The sequence below is a fragment of the Sporosarcina sp. UB5 genome (assembly GCF_050859005.1).
In the GTDB taxonomy this organism is placed as follows: domain Bacteria; phylum Bacillota; class Bacilli; order Bacillales_A; family Planococcaceae; genus Sporosarcina.
In genome coordinates, this window is the sequence record NZ_CP125984.1 from 2,406,224 (window position 1) to 2,426,630 (window position 20,407).

Consider the following 20,407-nt stretch of genomic DNA (forward strand, 5'->3'; position numbering starts at 1 on the left):
TTTAAACTAGTAGTTTGGTATTCTTAAATTGAATAAAAAGTAAAATAGGCTAGGGAGGAATTAGAATGAAAAAGTGGTTGCAGAAACGTATAAATAACGAAAAAGGACTAACGCTTGTCGAGCTTTTAGCGGTTATTGTCATTTTGGGGATTATAGCAGCGATTGCGGTGCCGTCGATTGGTGGGGTTATTGATAATACAAGAATTAAAGCAGCAAAAGCTGACGCAATAAATGCGATTGAAGCAGCTAAATTATACTTTGTGGATAATGATACAGATAGCGTTACTTTAACAGTTCTTAAAAATGAAGGTTATATGAAAGATCTTGGTACATTAGAAGAGGGTGCTGGAGATGGAGCCGGTAAGGTGTTTAAAGGTCTGACTGGAAAGGATTTTAATATTTCAGCGACGGCTAAAACAACGAACGGAAAAATTATAACTTTCAATAATGCGACAATTAAAGAAATAAACGAGAGTAAAAATTCGGATATTGTCCCAGTTCCTAATAATTCTTAAGTGAGACGTGATTTTATTAATTCTAATTAGGAGTTATTGAATATGATTCTATTCAACCGCCGCAAACAGCCGGCTACACTTACAATTGAAGATGATGCCGTCCGTTTTGTTCGGTTGAAGTCGACGGAGCCGCTCGTCGTCGATGTTGCGGAGGAAGTGAAGCTTCCTCCGAACACGGTCGTTGAGGGGAAGATTGTTGATGCGGAAAATCTTGTCGACATTTTGGAAGGTGCTGTGAAGGAGTGGGGCATTGCGAAGCGTGATGTGCAGTTCCTCGCTCCTGATACATATGTGATGATTCGAAAAGTACCGTATCCTGAAGATATTCAGCCGGATGAACTGAAAGGGCATTTCTTTATTGAAATCGGGTCAACGATTTATTTGCCGTTTGATGATCCGGTTTTTGATGTTGTGCCGTGCACGTTGAATGAAAATAGTAAAGAAGCGATTTTAATTGCATCAAAGGAAAGCATTTTGGACAAGTACGAAGATGTGCTCGAAGAGGTGAAGTTGAATCCTGTCGTTGCAGACATCGGACCGCTTGCGCTGTACCGTCTTGCTTACAAGATGTATCAATTTGACGGGCGTGAGCATGTGCTCATAGCTGATATGCATGACGGGGTTTTGACTGTGTCGATTTTCCATAAGCATTATCCGCTATTCATCCGGCCTGTCGATTTGACGCAATCAGCAGATATTTCGATTGTTGTGGACGCCGATTCGGATTCCCATGCGATTACGCCAACAACAATTATGATGGAACTTGAAAAGTTGATGAATTTTTACCGATATAATTTACATAACAAAACTGCTTCCATTACGCATTTGCTCGTCAATGGCGAGTATAGTGAAATGGATGATTTATTGTCTACGATACGGGAACGGTTTTCTATCGAAGCGGAACGATTGTTGAAAAAGCCGCTGCAGCTTCAGAATGGACAACAATTGCCCGCAACGTTCAATCGGACGATCGGATTGGCATTGAAAGAGGTGTAGTCATGCTCGTTGATATTAATCTATTGCCTGAAAAGGAGAGGGAGCGGTCGACACTCCTTATCGCTGCACTCGTCATTTTAAGTGCGGCTATTCTTTTTTGGGCGTCTCTTTTTATGTTATCCCTTTCTTTAAAGAAGGAGACAGTTCACGTGGAAGGGCAAATAGCCGCTTTGCATGCAAGCCAGGAGGCTATCCGAGAAAACATTAAACTTTCAACTCATGCAGATGACCGGGAAAAACTCGCATCGACCGTTGAATGGGCAGAAGCATATCGGTTTAATACATTGCCATTGCTCCGTGACCTCGTTGCTTTATTGCCGGAAAGAGGTTTTTTTGTCTCGTTCGAATTTACTGCCCCTCACGAGTCGACAGTCGTTGTCCAGTTTGATCATCAATCGGAAGCTGCCTACTATTTGACGAGGGTAAAATCGTCCGGAATTGTATCGGCAGCAACGCTACAGTCGGTAGTCGCACATCGTCTAGATGATGAAAGTGTTGACGCGCTTCCACGATTCGAAGCGTCTTATTCTATTACATATGTGGATGAACGTAGTGCTGTCGTGGACGCTGACGAAATGATAGAAACAGATGGGCAGGAGGATGGCTCCGATGAATAGTTTGACAAAACGTCAGAAGGAGATTGGGCTCTTCGTTTTGGCGATTATCTTCCTATTAGCTCTTGCTACTTATTCGTATTTCAATGTTTATGCTCCTGCTAAACAATTAAAGGAGCAGGCTACGCAAACATTGGCAAATGAAAGGGATATTCTTTTCGCATTGCAACGTCAAGAGGCACGGCAAAGTCAAGGTGGATTATCGAGCTCGCGACGATTGCAGGAGAAAGTGCCTGTGAAGCCGCTTGAAGATTTAATTCTCCTTCAAGTGTTGAAAGCAGAAGTGAAATCAGATGTACGTGTACACGAAGTGAGTTTTTCACTTGAGCCCATCGGAATTGAAAATCCGCCTGAACAAGTTGAAAATGTACAAGCTGTCATAACGGACGTGCGCGTAGTGGCAAATACATACAGTCAAATTGATCAATTCATTGAAGAAATCGAATCAATGGAACGGATTTTCATTATAGATCGAATTGGATTTACTGCTCCCGAGGAAGTTACATCATTCGAACAAGAGAACGAAATTATCGAGCTAACGGTTACATTCAAAGCGTTTTATCGATCGCATTTAGGGAATCTTGAGGATGAAGCGCCGAAAGTAAACGCACCCGAGTCGTCCCGTAAACTAGATCCGACGCCGGTGAATCAATTGCCTCAAATGGGGGATCGTGAATGAATGTCGTTTGGCTACTTTTGTTTTTCATATACGGATCGATATTCGGCTCCTTTTTCAATGTTGTTGGACTACGTGTTCCGAAAAAAGAATCGATTATTTCTCCGCCATCCCATTGCACGAAATGCAATCGAAAGCTTCGTCTGTTGGACTTAATTCCGATCATTTCCTATGTTATTCTTCGCGGGAAATGCAACGGATGCGGACAAAAAATTAGTCCGCTATATCCGCTAATCGAGTTTGTAACTGGCGCTTTATTCGCATTTACGTTTATTCGTCTCGGCTTCAGTTTGGAATTAATTATCGCATTGCTTTTCGTTTCATTGCTTGTCATCATTACCGTTTCAGATTTAGCTTATATGATCATCCCCGATAAAGTGCTTCTGCCGTTCGCTATTGCGTTTCTACTCCTCCGGTGGGTTATACCAACGTCGCCATGGTGGGATAGCTTATTAGGGGCCGTAGTCGGTTTTGCGGTGCTTTATCTCATTGCCGTCGTGTCGAAAGGTGGAATGGGCGGTGGGGATATTAAATTGTTCTTCGTTATCGGTCTCGTGCTTGGAACGGTAAACACGCTAGTAACATTGTTCTTAGCCTCACTCATTGGCTCTGTTGTTGGCATTTACATGCTGAAAAAAAACGGGAAAGGGAGGAAGACGCCTATCCCATTTGGGCCAGCAATCGCAACCGCGGCTGTCATTTCGTACTTCTTCGGAGCAGACTTTGTCGAATGGTATCAGCAATTATTCATTTAAGTCGATAAATTTTTTTGGACAAGGCGACATACGTCTTGTTCTTTTTCATGTCGGATTTGGTAAGGTTACTAAAAAACGGGGTGATCTGGCATGAATTTTAAGAAGAAATATTCAAAAGTAACAGTTGCAATGGCGATGCTGCACGGCGTTGTTATTGGAATCGCTGCAGTGGCCATTGTTGGTTTTCTTATTATCGGGACAAATGGACAAGGGAAGGAAAAGACGGCAGAAAACAAAATTGTTGCAACAGACCCGCCTGTTTCTACTGAAACGACTCCTTCCACTAGTGAAACGACCCCTACATCTGGTCCGGCGATTTCTGGAGACACGGACCGACTCAAATTGTTTGCAAAACAGCATGGCGTGTTTTCGACAGTACAATCCGCGCAAGATTTTGTGGCGCAAGATGTAAGTCTCGCGAAAGCAGCAATTCTTGAAATCGGAGGACAATTTTATGTGTGGAGTGCAGTCGGCATACAGGAAGATGAAGTCGAAGTGAGTGAATACGAGGGTACGTTCAGGAAGCCATTTTTTGTCGATGCCTCTACGTGTTCTACGGTTGGGGCAGGGAAGTTGAGAAGCGCTCTGTCGGAAACGGAGTTATCGAAAATTAAAGTTTTGACGACTGTCTCGGAAGAGGAAGCTGAAGATGAAAAATTAGCTGATTTTCGCAAGAATGTAGTTGCTGTAACGGCATTTACATCAGATTTGCGCATTATCCGCCTTCAGTTAATATCCCATTATTCGCATAACAACGGCTGTGTGAAAATCAATTTTTAAAGCCGGAAATGGGGGCAAATTCAAGTTATTGCCGATTTATGAAAATTTTCATTGTGCACCTTCTGCAGTATGATAAAGAAAAAGGAGGTTGCTACTATGGAATTCATGACAAATATGCCGATTGTTTTAGCATCCGGTTCACCAAGAAGAAAAGAATTGCTCGGAAATCTTGGCATTCCATTCGAAACAATGCCGAGTGATGTCGAAGAAGATGCGGAATTAGTTAATGGGGATTTTAATGATTATGTCCAGAAACTTGCAAAGAAAAAGGCGACTGCGGTGTCTCAAATTCGAACGGATGCCGTCATTATCGCGGCAGACACAATTGTCGTCTTTGGCGGGGAGGTTTATCCGAAACCGTCATCAATTGAACAGGCTGAGAGCTTTTTACGAACGTTCTCAAGTAAAACCCATTCTGTTTTTACAGGTGTCAGCATTCTCGGAAGCGGATTGTCATCTGTCTTTTCTGTAGAAACGAAAGTGACTTTCAAGGAACTTGATGATCAGCTAATCCGAGCGTATGTCGAATCAGGGGATCCGATGGACAAGGCTGGTGGATACGGTATTCAAACGGCTGGCGCTTTACTAGTCGAAAAGGTAGAAGGTGACTATTTGAATGTAGTCGGATTACCGTTAGCAAAATTGGTAGAAACGTTACGAAAAGAAGGCATCGTCCAGTTGAAGGTAGGTGAATAATCCTTTGACAGTCGATGTGAAAAAGCAGATGATGATCCGGGATGTACATATCGCGGATAGACCTCGTGAAAGGCTTATCCGCCAAGGTGCTGGAAGTCTATCAAATCAGGAGCTTATCGCCATTTTACTTCGAACAGGGACAAAAGAAGAATCTGTATTAATGCTCGCCAACAGAATATTAAAGTCGTTCGATAAGATTCAAGACTTAAAAGATGCGACTTTGGAAGAGATGACTGCTGTTAAGGGGGTAGGACAAGCGAAAGCTGTCCAAATTTTAGCAGCTGTTGAGATCGGTAAAAGGCTATATCGCAAACATTCCGAAGGTCGTTATGTAATTAAGTCGCCGGAAGACGCAGCCGCTTACTTGATGACGGATATGTCTTCCCTCGTTCAAGAACATTTCGTCGTTCTTTTTTTAAACGTGAAAAATGAAGTGTTGCATAAGCAGACGATCTTCATCGGTAGTCTAAACTCATCCATCGTGCATCCTCGGGAGATTTTCCGAGAAGCGGTGAAACGGTCTGCAGCTTCCATTATTTGCGCACATAACCATCCTTCGGGAAATCCTTCACCTTCCCCGGAGGATATCGAAGTGACAAAAAGGCTTGTTGAAGCGGGTTCTATTATTGGAATCGATCTTCTGGATCATCTTATTATTGGTGATCATCGATTCATTAGTTTAAAAGAAAAAGGATATATGGGTTAAATAGAGTCTAGTAAATGAGCTAAATCACCCTTCCGGGAAAAGATGGCGTTAGCATCAAAAAACTTCCTATTGCTATTGACACTGTGAATTTGTTCTCCAATCCGTTATAATGTGGTGTATGATTTCAAGAAGACCATATTAAGCGGTCGCAATAGAAAGGAAGAACAGATTTGTTTGGATTTGGATCAAGAGATGTCGGGATTGACCTCGGCACAGCAAATACATTAGTTTTCATTAAAGGAAAAGGGATTGTTCTTCGGGAACCGTCCGTCGTAGCGAAAAATACAGTGACGAATGAAATCGTAGCAGTCGGCTCAGCGGCCAAAAATATGATTGGACGGACTCCTGGTTCTATCGTGGCGACTCGCCCGATGAAAGATGGTGTCATCGCTGATTTTGAAATAACGACAGCAATGATCGAGCATTATATGAAAGAAGCGACAAAAGCTGCAGGCAGTGCTTGGAAAAAGCCAAATGTCATGGTTTGCGTTCCTTTCGGCATTACATCTGTTGAACAACGTGCAGTTATTGACGCTGCAAGACAAGCTGGGGCAAAAGATGCATTTACGATAGAAGAACCGTTTGCTGCAGCTATCGGTGCTAATTTACCAGTTTGGGAACCTACAGGCAGCATGGTCGTCGATATTGGTGGCGGTACAACTGAAGTTGCAGTCATTTCACTCGGTGGAATCGTTACGAGCGAGTCAATCCGTGTAGGTGGAGACTCGATGGACGGTGCAATTATCGGTTATATTCGTAAAATGTATAATTTGACGATCGGTGAACGTACGGCTGAAGCTATTAAAATTGAAATCGGTTCGGCGAGAGTTTCTTCTAAACCAGAAAAAATGGAAATTAGAGGCCGTGATTTATTGACTGGTCTTCCGAAGACATTGGAAGTTTCTTCAGATGAAATCGTTGAAGCACTCCGGGAATCTATTTCGCAAATTATTGAAGGTGTTAAGAAAACATTGGAAGCTACTCCTCCCGAACTTTCTGCGGATGTTATGGAACGCGGAATCGTCTTGACGGGCGGGGGAGCATTACTTGAAAACTTGGATAAAGTTATTTCAGATGAAACGAATATGCCTGTGTTCATCGCTGAAGACCCACTTGATTGCGTAGCGATCGGAACAGGGAAGGCGCTAGATAACTTCGAAGTAATTAAAAAGATGCAAGCTAGGTAATGAGGGAGGATTTGGGCAATGCCGCGATTTTTTTCAAATAAACGGTTAATCTTACTGCTTGTGGGCGTTATTGTCCTAGTGGCATTGATTTCATTCTCCTTAAAAGATAGGCAGAATGCCACCCTTCCTGAACAAATTGTGAAAGATGTCGTCGGTTTCGGGCAATCGCTTTTCTCGAAACCGGCACATTATATTACAGGCACTTTAGATAAAATTGATGGTATATTGAATACATATGAAGAAAACAAGCATTTGAAAGCGCGATTAAAGGAATATGCTTCTACACAAGCTGAACTGTCCGACGTGAAAGCGGATAATAAAAAGCTGCGTGAAATTATCGGAAAGCAAACTAGTCTCCGTGATTACGAGCCGATCCAAGCAACGGTCATCTCCCGAAATCCCGATCAATGGGAAGAAAAAATTATCATCGATCAAGGGTCGGTAGAAGGCGTGGAACTGAATATGGCTGTTATTACGGCGAACGGACTTGTCGGAAAAGTAGTGCTCGTCACTCCTTTCACATCGACGGTCGAATTGCTTTCAACTGAAAACCGCAACTTCCGAGTGGCGGCAGTCATTCCAGGTGAAGAGGCGATTTTCGGTTTAATTGAAGGATATGATCCAACGCGTGGCGAATTAATAATGAAACGTATCGATTCAAACTTTGATGTCAAGGAAGGACAGAAAGTTGAGTCATCAGGATTAGGCGGCATTTTCCCGAAAGGATTGCTAATCGGGGAAGTGACGGAAGTATCGACGGACGATTACGGATTGACGAAGCTGGCGTATATCCGACCAGCGGCGGACTTTTCTATGTTGGACCACGTCATGGTCGTGAAACGGACGTTGGGCATTGCGAGTGGCACGGACGGAATAGTAGAAGTCGAACCCGAAGGTGAAGAAGAGGGGGAGGATGGATCGTGATCAGGTTCATAATCCCTCTTATTTCTGTCATTTTATTTTTCCTTGAACCGGTTTTCAGTCTTTTCTCGCCCGTATCGATTGCGGAAGTATCGTACACGCTTGTACCCCGTTTCGTTATCGTCTATCTGATTTTCATTACCGTTTACTACGGACTAAAGCGCGCAATCCTCTATGGAATCGTACTTGGACTCTTGTATGATATGTATCACATTGATATTATTGGAGTATACACTTTTTTATATCCGGTGATTTGTTATGTTGCATCATTAATTATTAGGCAAGTTCACCGACATGTTATTACCGTCATGTTTTTATCATTGGCGATGATAGCATTGCTCGAATTGCTGTCATTTATTTTCGCGAGCCTGATTGCACTTACATCAATCGGCTTTGAAGAATTCATCGTGCTTCGACTCATGCCGACAATGATTGCGAATTCTATTTTTGTGGCGATGTTCGGCTATTTTTTCAAACGGCTAATCGATGAAAGAGGACTGCAAAAGGCCGGGTTATAATTAAGAAAACTGTGAGGGACGCAAATGACGAAACAGCACTATGTAACAATAAAAGGGACAAAAGACGGGCTTGTCCTCCGACTTGACGACAAATGCGCTTATTCGGACATGATTGCAGAACTCCGCAAAAAAGTGAGCGAGAACAGTCTGGAAGGGCTCGCTGAAGTGAAAGTGCATACCGGTAATCGTTTTTGTAATGAAGAAGAGTTAAAGGAAATTATGAATGTCGTTCACGAGTCGCCACACTTACGGGTTTCCAAGATTCAAAGCGAAGTCATTACGATTGAAGAGTGCAATCGTAAAGTACTTGAGAACCAATCGGAGACGTTTATCGGCATCGTTCGGTCAGGACAAGTTGTAAAGGCTGAAGGTGACCTTGTCGTCATTGGTGATGTTAACCCGAACGGTCGTGTTGTAGCTGCGGGAAGCATTTATGTGTTAGGTAGATTGAAAGGGATCGCTCATGCGGGAGCGACTGGCAATGAAGAAGCGGTAATTGCGGCTTCTTGGCTTGAAGCGACGCATTTGATGATAGCGGATAAAATGGAAACGATGACAGACGAATTGACGATATTGTCAGAACAACCGGAGATGGAGTGCGCATACATACATCCAAACGGACTTATTGCCATCGACCGTTTACAAGAGCTTCGGATTCTCCGTCCTAATCTGTCGACATTCAAAGGAGGGATCTAATGTGGGTGAAGCAATCGTAATAACGTCTGGAAAAGGTGGAGTCGGTAAAACGACGACATCTGCAAACCTTGGGACTGCATTGGCTCTGCAAGGAAAAAAAGTGTGTCTCGTTGATACAGACATCGGCCTCCGAAATCTGGACGTCATCCTCGGTCTTGAAAACCGTATCATATACGATCTCGTCGATGTGATCGAAGGCCGATGCAAGATCCATCAAGCGCTCGTTAAAGACAAGCGTTTTGAAGATGGACTCTTTTTATTGCCGGCAGCTCAGACAACGGATAAAAATGCAGTCGAACCTGAAGATATGAAAGAATTGATCACTGAATTGAAACGTGATTATGATTACATTTTGATCGACTGCCCGGCTGGGATTGAACAAGGATATAAAAATGCTGTTGCAGGTGCAGATCGTGCCATCGTCGTTACGACACCTGAAATTTCTGCGGTGAGAGATGCGGATCGTATTATCGGCCTGCTGGAACAAGAGGATATTGAGCCGCCAAAATTAATCATTAATCGGATTAAAAGCCGACTTGTCAATAGCGGCGACGCTTTGGATGTGAATGAAATTACGACCCATTTATCGATTGATCTACTTGGGATCGTTCTAGATGATGAGCAAGTCATTTCCTCTTCAAATAAAGGAGAGCCGGTCGTTATGGATCCTTCGAACCCGGCGGCAATTGGCTACCGTAACATCGCTCGACGAATTTTAGGCGAATCGGTTCCGCTCATGTCTCTCGACGAAGGAAAACCCGGATTCTTCGGGAAGTTGAAAACATTATTTGCTAAATAACTAAGAACCCTTGTGAACAAGGGTTCTTTTTTTATACGCTCGAACAGGAAGCGGTTCCTATTCATATTAAACTGTTAAGTTGGACATTTGCCCATAATATTCATAGTACACCCGTCATATACTGAGAAAAAAGGTGGTGTGGCGGGGTGAAATGGAAAACAAAATGGGTCATTGCAATTATAGTAGCAATTAGTGTATTCAGCTTTGCCAAATTGGAGGAAGTCGGAATCGTGAGCAAGCCTGTTACCCAATATATAACGACAGGCAAAGATTTCATCGTCATGAAAAAGTGGGTTGCCTCAATAATTGGAGACTCAGACGAGGAAACGATTACTGTTTCTGCTGATTCCGTAGAGGAGATTCCCTTTGCTGCTTACGAATCAATGCAACCTTATAAGGATGGTGTCATCGCTTCTTATGCTCATCCGATGCCGATTACAGCCCAAGGGGACGGGCTTATCGTGTTTACGGGATTTACACGGCAATCAGGTAAGACAATTACCGTCTTGTACGATGACGGAGATGAAGTAACATATGGATTTGTCGGCTCAATTTCAAAACTTCCTTATTCGACTGTGAAAAAGGGGGACACGCTTGCCCTCATGAATGAAGAAGCGATTTACTTGAAAGTGAAGCGGGAAGGGATTGTGTTGGAAGCATCTGTTTTGGCTACTTATTTCTCGGAAAATCCGAAATGAAACTTCGCCTTCATCCAATTTTGGCGCCTTTTTTCCTCGTGCTAATGATCACAGGAGGATTGGCGTTTTACTCTATTGTGTTCATCTCCCTTCTATTTCATGAGGCTGGCCATGTTGTTGCCGCGAAAATGTCAGGAGTGAAAGTACGGTCATGTACGATTATGCCGTATGGAGGAGAACTGCGTATCCCTAATCGGTACTCATACGGAAAGCGGCAAAGAGTGTTCGTTGCAATCGGCGGACCCATCGCAACGTCGATTCTTCTCCTTTTGCCAATACTGTTTAACTTTCCTGGAGATGAACAATTTTTACGAATCCAACTCGTCATTTTATCACTCAACTTATTGCCTATATTACCGCTTGACGGTGGACAGGCAATCAGCGCCACGCTTGAGACAGAAGAGAAGAAATTTGAAGTACGAGCCGCATATCTCGTCTTTTCCATAGTAGTACTTATAGTTGCCAGCTTACTGCTCATTTTGGAACTTCCGGAAACTGTACTTTTTCTTGCGTTAGCTTTATTTTTACTGTTTCAAAACATTTCCGCGTTCAAGTTCAGGAAATATGAACAAGCATATGAACGGTTAAAAAGAAAACAGTTGACGCCATGACCCGCGCGTGGTAATATTTTAATGTTATTGTTTGTAGCGCACCTGTGCTACAACCGCACTGACAAGGTACAAGCATCCGAAAGGATCACCTTAGAAGGCGAGTCTGAGTCTATTGAGGAGGTGCAAGTATGTACGCAATTATTGAAACTGGTGGAAAACAAATCAAAGTCGAACAAGGCCAAGAAGTCTACATTGAGAAAGTAGTCGGCGAAGCTGAAGAAACTGTAACATTCGACAAAGTTTTATTCGTTGGTGGAGAAGACGTGAAAGTTGGCGCTCCATTCGTGGAAGGTGCTTCTGTAACGGCTAAAATCGTTAAACAAGGCCGCGCTAAGAAAATCACGGTTTTCAAATACAAGCCGAAAAAGAACTACCACAAAAAGCAAGGTCATCGTCAGCCATACACGAAAGTTGTCATCGAAGGCATCAACGCGTAAGCCGGCATGATCAAGATCAGTATTAATGAACAACCATCCGGCCGCATCAGCTCATTTGAGATGAAAGGCCATGCCGATTTTGCAGAACATGGAAAAGATCTCGTCTGTGCAGGCGCGTCCGCGGTTTCATTTGGAGCCGTCAACGCTGTCATCTCACTCACTGGCGTAACCCCGGATATCCAACAAGGGTCTGACGGAGGTTATTTGAAAGTGGTTTTTCCGGAAACGGAGAAAGACGACGATATCCAATTGATCGTGAAGGCGATGATTGTTTCATTACAGACGATTGAACAAGATTACGGGCAACATATAAAACTTATTTTCAACCGATAGGAGGTGGCACTAATGTTACGTTTGGATCTCCAGTTTTTCGCATCGAAAAAAGGGGTAGGTTCTACAAAGAACGGTCGTGACTCTCATTCGAAACGTCTTGGCGCGAAACGTGCTGATGGACAATTCGTTTCTGGCGGCTCTATCCTTTATCGTCAACGCGGAACAAAAATTCACCCAGGTGAAAACGTTGGCCGCGGTGGGGACGATACACTTTTTGCGAAAGTTGACGGCGTAGTTCGTTTCGAACGTTTTGGCCGCGACAAGAAAAAAGTGAGCGTGTACCCTGTAGCTCAAGAAGCTTAATGTTATTACTAACATTGAAAGGACTGCATTTTTCCGTGCAGTCCTTTTTATTTTTGGCGATTTTTGCGAGAGGGATGCTATACTGTAGTATATGAAACAGTTGGCGGTGAGAAAAATGGAATCGGAAAACCTGACGATTGGAAAAGCATTAAAGTTTGCACGCCATGATTTTTTGAATGACTTGCAATTGATGTTATTATATATGGATCTAGGGAAAATACCCGAAGCACGAAGGACTTTGTTGGAAGCGACGGAACGTATGCGGCACATATCTATGTTGGAAAACCTCCGCTTGCCGAAGACGGAAATCTGGCTCACCACATTTGAATGGAAACATACTGTGTTCACGAAGAAGCTGCAATGCAATATTACGGCTGGGAAACGGATAACAAGTGATGATGCAATTGTCGATTACTTGGAACGGCTAATTTGCATTATTGAAGAAGCAGTCGATCCGATGGATGAATATATCGTAAATGTAGCGGTGAATGCTACTGAAGATCATTGGTCGATTCAAATGACAATTGAAGGATCACTCACCGAATTACGAACATTGCCAGAAACAGATGGCGAGTTCGACGTGAGTGGAGTTTTGCAAGATAAGCAATGGACGTTCACGTTGAGTGGGCGATAGGAGGAAGAAAACATGTTTGTCGATCACGTTAAAGTATATGTAAAAGGCGGCGATGGCGGCGATGGAATGGTTGCATTCCGCCGCGAGAAGTATATTGCCTATGGAGGTCCCGCTGGAGGCGACGGTGGAAAAGGCGGCGATGTTGTTTTTATCGTTGATGAAGGATTGCGGACGCTTATGGATTTCCGCTACCAACGCCACTTTAAAGCCCCGCGCGGTGAGCACGGTGGAAGTAAGAACAGGCATGGTAAGGGCGGAGGAGATATGGTCGTCAAAGTTCCGCCGGGGACGATTGTAAAGGACCTAGAGACGGGCACTATTATCGCAGACCTCGTTGAGCATGGGCAGACAGCCGTCATTGCTAAAGGTGGCCGTGGCGGTCGCGGGAACTCACGTTTCGCAACACCTCAAAATCCGGCTCCTGAGCTTTCGGAAAAAGGAGAACCGGGACTCGAGAGGGAAATTACTCTCGAATTGAAAGTGTTAGCAGATGCAGGTCTTGTCGGATTCCCAAGCGTCGGGAAATCAACATTATTATCTGTCGTATCCGCAGCAAAGCCAAAAATTGCCGATTATCATTTTACGACACTCGTGCCAAATCTTGGGATGGTAGAGCTAGAAGGTGGCAGGACATTTGTTCTCGCTGATTTGCCAGGGCTTATCGAAGGGGCGCATGAAGGCGTCGGACTCGGCCATCAGTTTTTACGCCATATCGAACGAACTAGGGTCATTGTCCACGTCGTCGATATGTCCGGGATGGAAGGCCGAGACCCTTACGAAGATTTCATCACGATTAACGAAGAGTTGGAGAAATACAATTTGCGTTTAATGGAACGTCCACAAATTATTGTTGCGAATAAAATGGACATGCCAGAAGCTGAAGAGAATTTAAAGCAATTTAAAGAGAAGCTTGACGATGAAGAAGCGTTAATCTTCCCAATTTCAGCAATAACTCGGGAGGGCTTAGACCAGCTGCTGTTTGCTGTCGCAGATTTACTTGAAACGACGCCTGAATTTCCGATGCATGAAATTGAAGATGAAGATGAAGATCGTTCTGTCCTTTATAAGCATGAGGCTGAAACGGCGGACTTCAAAATTACTCGTGATGATGATGGAGCGTTTGTCCTGTCGGGATATTCGCTTGAACGTCTCTTCAAGATGACTGATTTCAACTTCGACCAATCTGTCCGTAAATTTGCACGCCAACTCCGGGGGATGGGTGTCGATGATGCACTCCGTGAGCGTGGAGCGAAGGACGGAGACACGGTTAGAATTCTCGACTTTGAATTTGAATTCATCGAATAGGAAACAATGGGTTATTTCATGATTTGTTGCAAGGAGGCATTCTATGAAGTCATTGGGGGAAGGGCAATATTACCTTGTTAGAGAAGATGTGCTTACGGAATCGATGCTAAAGATGCTTGAAGCGAAACGATTACTTGCGAGCGGGGAAGAAAGGACAATCCAGGAGGCAACAAAGCGGGTTGGATTGTCCCGTAGTGCATATTACAAATACAAAGATACCGTCTTCCCGTTCGAATCGATTGCTCGTGAACGCGTATTGACGATTTTTATTCAACTAGAGGATCGGAAAGGCTCGCTTGCGACGATTCTTGGGATTATATCGGAAGTGAAATGCAATGTGCTAACGATTCACCAGACGATTCCCGTGCAAGGTCGTGCGAATATTACATTGTCACTTGACGTTACAGAAATGCAGATTAAAATGGATGAATTCATGCAAAAGTTAAAAGCTCCGAATTTCATCGATTCCGTCCATTTAATCAGTTCGGGAGCTCTGTAAAAGCTTCGGGCGCTTGTTCAGTGCCCGGAGCTATATAGATATATAAGAGAAAGATGGAGGAACTGGAATGAGCGAAAAGCATTACAATCCGACGGTCGCCTATTTAGGGCCTGAGGCTTCATTTACTCATGTTGCGGCAACCCACCTTTTTGGTATAGAAGGATTAGTGCCCCAACCGACAATACCTGATTGTATCGAAGCAGTAACAAAAGGACATGTCGCATATGCGATCGTACCGCTTGAAAATGCATTGGAAGGCTCCGTGCCGATGACAATTGATTACCTGTTCCACGGAAGTGAGCTGTTCATTAACGCTGAAATTTCGATACCGATTGAACAGCATATGATGGTGAATAAAAAATGGAAGGATGACTTGGAAGGGCTCGAATCGGTCCACTCTCATCCACACGCACTTGCACAATGCCATAAATATTTGCAATATCATTACCGCCGTACACCGTTAATACAGACGACATCGACTGCAGCGGCTGCAAAGTTTATTTCTGAAAACCCGGAGCTCTGCGTTGCTGCAATTGGCAACCGTTTAGCTGCCAAAAAATATGACTTACATATCGCAGAAGAAAATATTCACGATTTTCATTTCAACCATACACGATTTGTCGTCCTGTCATTGCGCAAAGGGCATTTAGAAGTGCCAGGCCATTCCGAATCACCGAAAACGACGTTCATGGTTAAGTTACCAGAAGATGATCGTTCGGGAATGCTTCATCAAATCCTATCGGTGTTTGCATGGCGAAAGTTGAATTTAAGTAAAATCGAATCAAGGCCGATGAAAACAGGGTTAGGAAATTATTTTTTCATTATTGATGTGTTAGAAAACGAAGACCATACGATGATGAAAGGTGCATTGGAGGAGCTCGCTTCTCTCAACGTCTCAGTACGATCTTTTGGCTCTTATTATAGTTATGAACAAAAACCTTCACGCTAAGTAGCTTGGAGGTTTTTTTGATGACAAGTTTGTGCGCCACATTAGTATTCGAATGAATAATAAAGGCTTTTCCACAATATACATACTAAGAGAGGGCGTCTTTCTTAAATTTGCGTCACATAGACGGGCGTTCGTTCATACGATGGATTGATGGAAGGGGGATTTTGTTAGTGGATGTTCATATTGTAGTAAAAGGGGATACGTTGTGGAAAATTGCACGACAGTACGGTATCCCTTTTGAAGATTTGAAAAGGGTGAATGCCCATTTGGCAAACCCGGACTATATCGTTCCGGGGATGAAGATATTCTTGCCTGCGAAAAAAGCCGCTACTATGCCAAGTGAGAAAAGAAAAGAAAAAATGCCGGAGAAAGTGCAACGCCAGCCTGCGCCACCTTCTAAGCCACCGGTTCCACCAGCGACAGAAAAACCGAGATTCGAGATGCCGAAGCCGCCATCGGTACCAAAGATGCCATCGATACCGAAACAACCTATTCCAAGCACTCCAGTTCAAACGCCACCTCCTGCAGTAACGTTGCCGGCTGAACAACCTGCGCCACCTATGCCGTCCGCACCACCTGCACCAACTATGCCGCCTATGCAAATGCCGCATTTTTTCCAGCCGATGCCAATCATGCCAGTGCCTTGCGGTTGGATGCCAATCTACGATGCAGATTGTGCACCGATGCCATTCCCAAGTTTTACTCAGCAAATGCCGGCACCTACCATGCCTCAACAAGTAATGCCGACGCAGGAAATGCCTACACCGCCAGCGCATCTAGGGGTAAAGCCACCTTCAATTGGTATGACAGAAGATTTGGATGACTTCGATGAATCGCCGATTTATCCGGGTAGAGGGGAAGGAGTTTCTCCGCCATATCCGATTCGGGGATGGGAATTGATGGAGTCACCGATGATGCCTGAAGAATCTCCAGGACATATGGTTCATTGCCCACCTGAACAAGGATATGTACCTCAATTGGTATCTCCAGAATTCCAACAACCGTATGGAATGATGATGCAGCCTCAGCAACCATTCACGTTCGGATATCCATGCCAACCGATGCATTATTGTGGTTGTGGTTGCCATTCCCAAGGATTTTACGGTATGACTCCAAGTGAAATGCAGCCAAATTACATGATGCCGATGCAAGTAAGTCCGATGCAAATGAGTCCGATGCAAATGCAACCAATGCAAATGCAACCGACGCAAATGTATCCAATGCCAATGAGTCCAATGCAAATGCAACCTTTTAACCCAATGGATTACGGGTGCGGTTGCTGACCGGCGTATGGCGCTGGAAAAGAATATTCGGAAAGTAAAAAAGAATGTTTGGAAGATGGTGGAAGGAGAATCCGCCTATTCGTTAAAACGGTATACGGCGAGATCAACGGCTGTGAAGGTGGAGTACGTCCATCGCCAGTTGCAGGCAATTAGGTTCCCGAATATCGTACCAATCATTCCTACGGAGGATCCGTTATTCATTATGCAACCATGGATTGAAGGAACAAAGCCCGTCAATTTCAGAAGAAGGATTGATCGGACGGATTCCTTATTAGCCTTACAAGCATTGCACAAAACAAAGGAACAGATAGATTGGGATGCCTCCCCTTATCTGCATAGATATCAACTTCTTGAGAAATGGCGGGAACGATTGGATCGTTTCATCGATAACCGTGCCGGATGCGAGAAATTTCTTCGAAAACAAGCAGTAGACGAAATCATTATGTATGGGGAAGAAGCGCTACCTATATTGAAGAAAAACTATCGAAAGCTTTCTGGCTATACGCTCCTTCATGGTGATGTCGTGCATCATAATATTTTACGAGATGGGAACGGACTCATCCGCTTCATCGATTTCGACCTTGCGTGTACGGGTACTCCTGGAACAGAACTGGCACTTTGGCTACACCGCGTGTTGCCGAATGTGTGCTATAATCTGGAATTCCTTTTGGCGGAGCAGTCATCATTAAGAGATTTAGATGACGCTTCAAAATCAATGTTGCTTTATCCGAATGAGTTGTTAAGGGAATGGCTGCATCTGTTGAACATGCCGGAAGCGAAGCAGGAAAGTCTGGCTAGAAAGCTAATCCCATTCACGGAATATGCACTCTCTTCATGGCCGAAGCTATGGTATGATATAGAACGGAACATGAAGTAGGAGGATGCATAATGGCTGGCCATTCAAAGTGGAAGAATATTCAAAACCGTAAAGGTGCGCAAGATGCGAAACGAGGCAAAATCTTTCAAAAGATGTCAAGGGAACTATTTGTAGCTGCGAAATCAGGCGGCGGTGATCCTGACATGAATCCTGCACTCCGTCTTGCTATCGAAAAGTCAAAAGGCTTTAACGTACCGAATGATGTCATTAAAAGAGCAATCGATAAAGCGACTGGTGCAGGCGCAGATGAAAACTATGAAGAAGTTGTTTATGAAGGATATGGACCTGGAGGAGTGGCGGTTCTTGTTCAATGTTTGACAGAGAACCGAAACCGGACGGGACCGAATATCCGTGTAGCTTTTAATAAAAACGGCGGCAGCTTAGGGGAGAGCGGCTCAGTCGGCTATCTATTCAACCGTAAAGGACGCCTATTTGTCGAACGTACAGAGGAAACCGACGAAGACGCAATTATGCTTACAGCGCTAGAAGCAGGAGCGGAAGATATCGAGTCAACGGAAGATGGCTTTGAAATCATTACAGAACCGTCCGGCTTCATGGAAGTGAAAGAAGTGATGGAAGCTGAAGGAATTGAATTCATCTCAGCGGAAGTAGAAATGATTCCGACGATTTATACGGAATTGCAAGGTGACGATGCCGACCAATTCGAAAAGATGATCGATGCATTGGAAGACGATGATGACGTACAAAATATCTATCATAACGCAAGTGAATGAGCCGCCTCTTCAGCGGCTTTTTTTGTTGGCGGCTTTTTTTATTGTCTAGCTCCGGGTGGCAGCTGCTCGGGTCGCTTCGGTCTTGAAGCAAAAGGCAAAAAGCGCCTTTTGTCCAAGCCCTCCAGCGCCTGTCGCAGCTAAACGCCACCCTCCGCTTTTCTATGTAGAAAACCCGTTCGTATGCTATAATAGTTTCGATACTTTAGGGGGAGACTGACTTGTACGATTATATTAAAGGAATAATCACCCGGGTAACACCCGAATACATAACGCTTGAACAAGGTGGCGTCGGCTGGCAAATTATGACGCCAAACCCATATGCATTCCACCAAACAGAAGAGATCCAGCAAGTGTTCACTTATTTGCACGTCAGAGAAGACGTACAATGGCTGCTCGGTTTTAAATCACTTGAACAGCGTGAACTATTTAAGAAACTTATCACCGTTTCTGGAATCGGTCCGAAAGGCGCACTTGCCATATTAGCAAGTGGCATCCCGTCACAAGTAATTAGCGCGATTGAAAGGGAAGATGAAGCATTCCTCGTACAGTTCCCGGGAGTCGGAAAAAAGACGGCTCGTCAAATGATCCTTGACTTGAAAGGGAAACTCGGGGATCTATTTACGGAAATCGAGTTGCCAGATGAGGATGGTACGCTATTTTCAATGGCGGAAAACGATGCATTGGAAGAAGCGATACTCGCATTACAAGCACTCGGTTATTCGCAACGGGAATTGGTGAAAGTGAAGAAGGCTATGGAACAGGAAGAGTTGGATACAGAAGGCTATATGAAGCTTGCATTACGTTTACTTTTGAAGCAAAAATAAGTATTCGATAAAGGAAGGAGGGGCGGTATGTATGGAACGGGTCGTTTCAAGTGAACAATCCAATTATGACGATAGTTTCGAACAATCATTGCGACCTCAGACGTTGCAACAATATATTGGGCAGGAGACTGTAAAGGACAATCTAAGCATTTTCATCCAAGCCGCAAAAGGCAGAAGTGAAAGTTTGGACCATGTTCTTTTATACGGTCCACCAGGCCTTGGAAAAACAACGCTCGCGACAGTCATTGCAAACGAAATGGGCGTCAATGTGAAAATGACGAGCGGACCGGCAATCGAAAGGCCAGGGGATTTGGCGGCAGTCGTTTCATCATTGGAACCCGGCGACGTCTTGTTCATTGATGAAATCCACCGGTTAAACCGGGCAATTGAGGAAGTACTTTATCCTGCAATGGAAGACTTTTGTCTCGACATTGTCGTCGGAAAAGGTCCTTCCGCCAAATCGATCCGTCTTGACCTTCCACCATTCACGCTAATCGGGGCGACGACAAGGGCCGGTTCTTTATCCGCCCCACTGCGTGACCGTTTTGGCGTGCCACTCCGCCTTGAATATTATGGAGAAACTCCGTTGAAGGAAATCGTCATTAGAAGCGCAAGCTTATTCGATGTTGATATAGACGCCAATGCAGCGGCTGAAATAGCGAGACGATCGAGGGGGACGCCCCGAATCGCCAACCGCCTCCTTCGCAGAGTGCGTGATTACGCTCAAGTGCGCGGGGACGGTAGCATTACGATGGATATCGCAAAAGAAGCGCTCGAAATGCTGCAAGTCGATTCACACGGTCTTGATCATATCGACCATAAACTGCTTGTGAGCATGATTGAACGGTTCCGTGGCGGACCAGTTGGAATCGATACGATCGCTGCAAGCATCGGTGAAGAATCCATTACAATTGAGGATGTGTATGAGCCGTACTTGCTGCAAATCGGTTTCATCCAACGAACACCGCGCGGCAGAATTGCAACACATCTCGCATATGACCATTTCGGCTATGCGTTGCCCGACGCACTTACGTAAAAACTACTGGATAGAAGGAGTTCAC

Annotated in this window: 27 protein-coding genes and 1 other annotated feature; all 27 genes read left to right on the forward strand. The window is 44.4% G+C overall.

Going from position 1 to position 20,407, the window contains the following annotated elements:
• Nucleotides 1-65 precede the first annotated feature (65 nt).
• The 27 genes from QM454_RS12090 (at nucleotide 66) to ruvB (ending at nucleotide 20,382) form a co-directional block, all read left to right on the forward strand.
• Complete coding sequence (locus tag QM454_RS12090) at nucleotides 66-515, forward strand: competence type IV pilus major pilin ComGC (protein WP_432358381.1); 450 nt, start codon at nucleotides 66-68, stop codon at nucleotides 513-515.
• 42 nt (nucleotides 516-557) lie between these two features.
• A complete protein-coding gene (gene pilM / locus QM454_RS12095; RefSeq protein WP_432358382.1) occupies nucleotides 558-1,511 on the forward strand; it encodes a type IV pilus biogenesis protein PilM in 954 nt (317 codons plus the stop codon).
• Nucleotides 1,512-1,513: 2 nt separating this feature from the next.
• Nucleotides 1,514-2,128, forward strand: a complete 615-nt coding sequence (locus QM454_RS12100; RefSeq protein WP_432358384.1) for a PilN domain-containing protein — start codon at nucleotides 1,514-1,516, stop codon at nucleotides 2,126-2,128.
• A complete protein-coding gene (locus QM454_RS12105; protein WP_432358386.1) occupies nucleotides 2,121-2,804 on the forward strand; it encodes a pilus assembly protein PilO in 684 nt (227 codons plus the stop codon). Before QM454_RS12100 ends, QM454_RS12105 begins: the two co-directional genes overlap by 8 nt.
• Nucleotides 2,801-3,556, forward strand: a complete 756-nt coding sequence (locus QM454_RS12110; RefSeq protein ID WP_432358388.1) for a prepilin peptidase — start codon at nucleotides 2,801-2,803, stop codon at nucleotides 3,554-3,556. Before QM454_RS12105 ends, QM454_RS12110 begins: the two co-directional genes overlap by 4 nt.
• Nucleotides 3,557-3,646: 90 nt before the next feature.
• The gene (locus QM454_RS12115) at nucleotides 3,647-4,336 is read left to right on the forward strand and encodes a hypothetical protein (protein ID WP_432358389.1); all 690 of its coding nucleotides are present in this window, start codon (nucleotides 3,647-3,649) and stop codon (nucleotides 4,334-4,336) included.
• A gap of 96 nt (nucleotides 4,337-4,432) precedes the next feature.
• The gene (locus QM454_RS12120; RefSeq protein ID WP_432358391.1) at nucleotides 4,433-5,032 is read left to right on the forward strand and encodes a Maf family protein; all 600 of its coding nucleotides are present in this window, start codon (nucleotides 4,433-4,435) and stop codon (nucleotides 5,030-5,032) included.
• A gap of 28 nt (nucleotides 5,033-5,060) precedes the next feature.
• Nucleotides 5,061-5,738 carry a RadC family protein gene (radC, locus tag QM454_RS12125; protein WP_432363985.1) on the forward strand — a complete coding sequence of 226 codons (678 nt, stop codon included), beginning with the start codon at nucleotides 5,061-5,063 and terminating at the stop codon, nucleotides 5,736-5,738.
• 170 nt (nucleotides 5,739-5,908) lie between these two features.
• A complete protein-coding gene (locus tag QM454_RS12130) occupies nucleotides 5,909-6,925 on the forward strand; it encodes a rod shape-determining protein (RefSeq protein WP_432358393.1) in 1,017 nt (338 codons plus the stop codon).
• 18 nt (nucleotides 6,926-6,943) lie between these two features.
• Entirely contained in the window at nucleotides 6,944-7,849 is a 906-nt protein-coding gene (gene mreC / locus QM454_RS12135) for a rod shape-determining protein MreC (RefSeq protein WP_432358395.1), read from the forward strand.
• Complete coding sequence (gene mreD / locus QM454_RS12140) at nucleotides 7,846-8,364, forward strand: rod shape-determining protein MreD (RefSeq protein ID WP_432358397.1); 519 nt, start codon at nucleotides 7,846-7,848, stop codon at nucleotides 8,362-8,364. Before mreC ends, mreD begins: the two co-directional genes overlap by 4 nt.
• A gap of 24 nt (nucleotides 8,365-8,388) precedes the next feature.
• Entirely contained in the window at nucleotides 8,389-9,060 is a 672-nt protein-coding gene (gene minC / locus QM454_RS12145) for a septum site-determining protein MinC (protein WP_432358399.1), read from the forward strand.
• Between the two features lies 1 nt (nucleotide 9,061).
• Nucleotides 9,062-9,859: a septum site-determining protein MinD gene (minD, locus tag QM454_RS12150; protein ID WP_432358401.1), complete on the forward strand. Its 798-nt coding sequence runs from the start codon at nucleotides 9,062-9,064 to the stop codon at nucleotides 9,857-9,859.
• A gap of 146 nt (nucleotides 9,860-10,005) precedes the next feature.
• Nucleotides 10,006-10,557, forward strand: coding sequence for a peptidoglycan DD-metalloendopeptidase family protein (locus QM454_RS12155; RefSeq protein WP_432358403.1), 552 nt, complete (start codon nucleotides 10,006-10,008; stop codon nucleotides 10,555-10,557).
• A complete protein-coding gene (locus QM454_RS12160; protein WP_432358404.1) occupies nucleotides 10,554-11,168 on the forward strand; it encodes a metalloprotease in 615 nt (204 codons plus the stop codon). The genes QM454_RS12155 and QM454_RS12160 overlap by 4 nt, the downstream gene beginning before the upstream one ends.
• Nucleotides 11,169-11,209: 41 nt before the next feature.
• Nucleotides 11,210-11,283, forward strand: a sequence feature (ribosomal protein L21 leader region).
• 13 nt (nucleotides 11,284-11,296) lie between these two features.
• Nucleotides 11,297-11,605 carry a 50S ribosomal protein L21 gene (rplU, locus tag QM454_RS12165; RefSeq protein ID WP_060205325.1) on the forward strand — a complete coding sequence of 103 codons (309 nt, stop codon included), beginning with the start codon at nucleotides 11,297-11,299 and terminating at the stop codon, nucleotides 11,603-11,605.
• 6 nt (nucleotides 11,606-11,611) lie between these two features.
• The gene (locus tag QM454_RS12170) at nucleotides 11,612-11,938 is read left to right on the forward strand and encodes a ribosomal-processing cysteine protease Prp (protein WP_432358406.1); all 327 of its coding nucleotides are present in this window, start codon (nucleotides 11,612-11,614) and stop codon (nucleotides 11,936-11,938) included.
• A 12-nt stretch (nucleotides 11,939-11,950) separates the two neighbouring features.
• Complete coding sequence (gene rpmA / locus QM454_RS12175) at nucleotides 11,951-12,241, forward strand: 50S ribosomal protein L27 (protein ID WP_251624735.1); 291 nt, start codon at nucleotides 11,951-11,953, stop codon at nucleotides 12,239-12,241.
• Nucleotides 12,242-12,356: 115 nt separating this feature from the next.
• On the forward strand, nucleotides 12,357-12,875 hold the full coding sequence (locus QM454_RS12180) for a Spo0B domain-containing protein (RefSeq protein ID WP_432358409.1): 519 nt from the start codon (nucleotides 12,357-12,359) through the stop codon (nucleotides 12,873-12,875).
• A 12-nt stretch (nucleotides 12,876-12,887) separates the two neighbouring features.
• Nucleotides 12,888-14,180 carry a GTPase ObgE gene (obgE, locus tag QM454_RS12185; protein WP_432358411.1) on the forward strand — a complete coding sequence of 431 codons (1,293 nt, stop codon included), beginning with the start codon at nucleotides 12,888-12,890 and terminating at the stop codon, nucleotides 14,178-14,180.
• Nucleotides 14,181-14,223: 43 nt separating this feature from the next.
• Nucleotides 14,224-14,679: an ACT domain-containing protein gene (locus QM454_RS12190; protein ID WP_432358413.1), complete on the forward strand. Its 456-nt coding sequence runs from the start codon at nucleotides 14,224-14,226 to the stop codon at nucleotides 14,677-14,679.
• Nucleotides 14,680-14,746: 67 nt separating this feature from the next.
• Complete coding sequence (gene pheA, locus QM454_RS12195; RefSeq protein ID WP_432358415.1) at nucleotides 14,747-15,628, forward strand: prephenate dehydratase; 882 nt, start codon at nucleotides 14,747-14,749, stop codon at nucleotides 15,626-15,628.
• A 170-nt stretch (nucleotides 15,629-15,798) separates the two neighbouring features.
• Nucleotides 15,799-16,911, forward strand: a complete 1,113-nt coding sequence (locus tag QM454_RS12200) for a LysM peptidoglycan-binding domain-containing protein (protein WP_432358417.1) — start codon at nucleotides 15,799-15,801, stop codon at nucleotides 16,909-16,911.
• A 55-nt stretch (nucleotides 16,912-16,966) separates the two neighbouring features.
• Nucleotides 16,967-17,788, forward strand: a complete 822-nt coding sequence (locus tag QM454_RS12205; protein ID WP_432358419.1) for a phosphotransferase — start codon at nucleotides 16,967-16,969, stop codon at nucleotides 17,786-17,788.
• 11 nt (nucleotides 17,789-17,799) lie between these two features.
• Nucleotides 17,800-18,522, forward strand: coding sequence for a YebC/PmpR family DNA-binding transcriptional regulator (locus QM454_RS12210; RefSeq protein WP_432358421.1), 723 nt, complete (start codon nucleotides 17,800-17,802; stop codon nucleotides 18,520-18,522).
• 218 nt (nucleotides 18,523-18,740) lie between these two features.
• Nucleotides 18,741-19,346: a Holliday junction branch migration protein RuvA gene (gene ruvA / locus QM454_RS12215; RefSeq protein ID WP_432358422.1), complete on the forward strand. Its 606-nt coding sequence runs from the start codon at nucleotides 18,741-18,743 to the stop codon at nucleotides 19,344-19,346.
• 31 nt (nucleotides 19,347-19,377) lie between these two features.
• Nucleotides 19,378-20,382, forward strand: a complete 1,005-nt coding sequence (gene ruvB, locus QM454_RS12220) for a Holliday junction branch migration DNA helicase RuvB (RefSeq protein WP_432358424.1) — start codon at nucleotides 19,378-19,380, stop codon at nucleotides 20,380-20,382.
• The last annotated feature ends 25 nt before the right edge of the window (nucleotides 20,383-20,407 follow it).

Excerpts from the sequence above, each read along its gene's own strand:
- QM454_RS12100 (WP_432358384.1), top strand. The coding sequence starts at position 1,514 with ATGCTCGTTGATATTAATCTATTGCCTGAAAAGGAGAGGGAGCGGTCG.
- pheA (WP_432358415.1), top strand. The coding sequence starts at position 14,747 with ATGAGCGAAAAGCATTACAATCCGACGGTCGCCTATTTAGGGCCTGAG.
- QM454_RS12180 (WP_432358409.1), top strand. The coding sequence starts at position 12,357 with ATGGAATCGGAAAACCTGACGATTGGAAAAGCATTAAAGTTTGCACGC.
- QM454_RS12105 (WP_432358386.1), top strand. The coding sequence starts at position 2,121 with ATGAATAGTTTGACAAAACGTCAGAAGGAGATTGGGCTCTTCGTTTTG.
- radC (WP_432363985.1), top strand. The coding sequence starts at position 5,061 with ATGATGATCCGGGATGTACATATCGCGGATAGACCTCGTGAAAGGCTT.
- ruvB (WP_432358424.1), top strand. The coding sequence starts at position 19,378 with ATGGAACGGGTCGTTTCAAGTGAACAATCCAATTATGACGATAGTTTC.
- QM454_RS12170 (WP_432358406.1), top strand. The coding sequence starts at position 11,612 with ATGATCAAGATCAGTATTAATGAACAACCATCCGGCCGCATCAGCTCA.
- QM454_RS12115 (WP_432358389.1), top strand. The coding sequence starts at position 3,647 with ATGAATTTTAAGAAGAAATATTCAAAAGTAACAGTTGCAATGGCGATG.
- QM454_RS12120 (WP_432358391.1), top strand. The coding sequence starts at position 4,433 with ATGGAATTCATGACAAATATGCCGATTGTTTTAGCATCCGGTTCACCA.
- rplU (WP_060205325.1), top strand. The coding sequence starts at position 11,297 with ATGTACGCAATTATTGAAACTGGTGGAAAACAAATCAAAGTCGAACAA.
- mreC (WP_432358395.1), top strand. The coding sequence starts at position 6,944 with ATGCCGCGATTTTTTTCAAATAAACGGTTAATCTTACTGCTTGTGGGC.
- rpmA (WP_251624735.1), top strand. The coding sequence starts at position 11,951 with ATGTTACGTTTGGATCTCCAGTTTTTCGCATCGAAAAAAGGGGTAGGT.
- QM454_RS12090 (WP_432358381.1), top strand. The coding sequence starts at position 66 with ATGAAAAAGTGGTTGCAGAAACGTATAAATAACGAAAAAGGACTAACG.
- pilM (WP_432358382.1), top strand. The coding sequence starts at position 558 with ATGATTCTATTCAACCGCCGCAAACAGCCGGCTACACTTACAATTGAA.
- QM454_RS12110 (WP_432358388.1), top strand. The coding sequence starts at position 2,801 with ATGAATGTCGTTTGGCTACTTTTGTTTTTCATATACGGATCGATATTC.
- minC (WP_432358399.1), top strand. The coding sequence starts at position 8,389 with ATGACGAAACAGCACTATGTAACAATAAAAGGGACAAAAGACGGGCTT.
- QM454_RS12205 (WP_432358419.1), top strand. The coding sequence starts at position 16,967 with ATGGTGGAAGGAGAATCCGCCTATTCGTTAAAACGGTATACGGCGAGA.
- obgE (WP_432358411.1), top strand. The coding sequence starts at position 12,888 with ATGTTTGTCGATCACGTTAAAGTATATGTAAAAGGCGGCGATGGCGGC.
- QM454_RS12160 (WP_432358404.1), top strand. The coding sequence starts at position 10,554 with ATGAAACTTCGCCTTCATCCAATTTTGGCGCCTTTTTTCCTCGTGCTA.
- QM454_RS12190 (WP_432358413.1), top strand. The coding sequence starts at position 14,224 with ATGAAGTCATTGGGGGAAGGGCAATATTACCTTGTTAGAGAAGATGTG.
- QM454_RS12210 (WP_432358421.1), top strand. The coding sequence starts at position 17,800 with ATGGCTGGCCATTCAAAGTGGAAGAATATTCAAAACCGTAAAGGTGCG.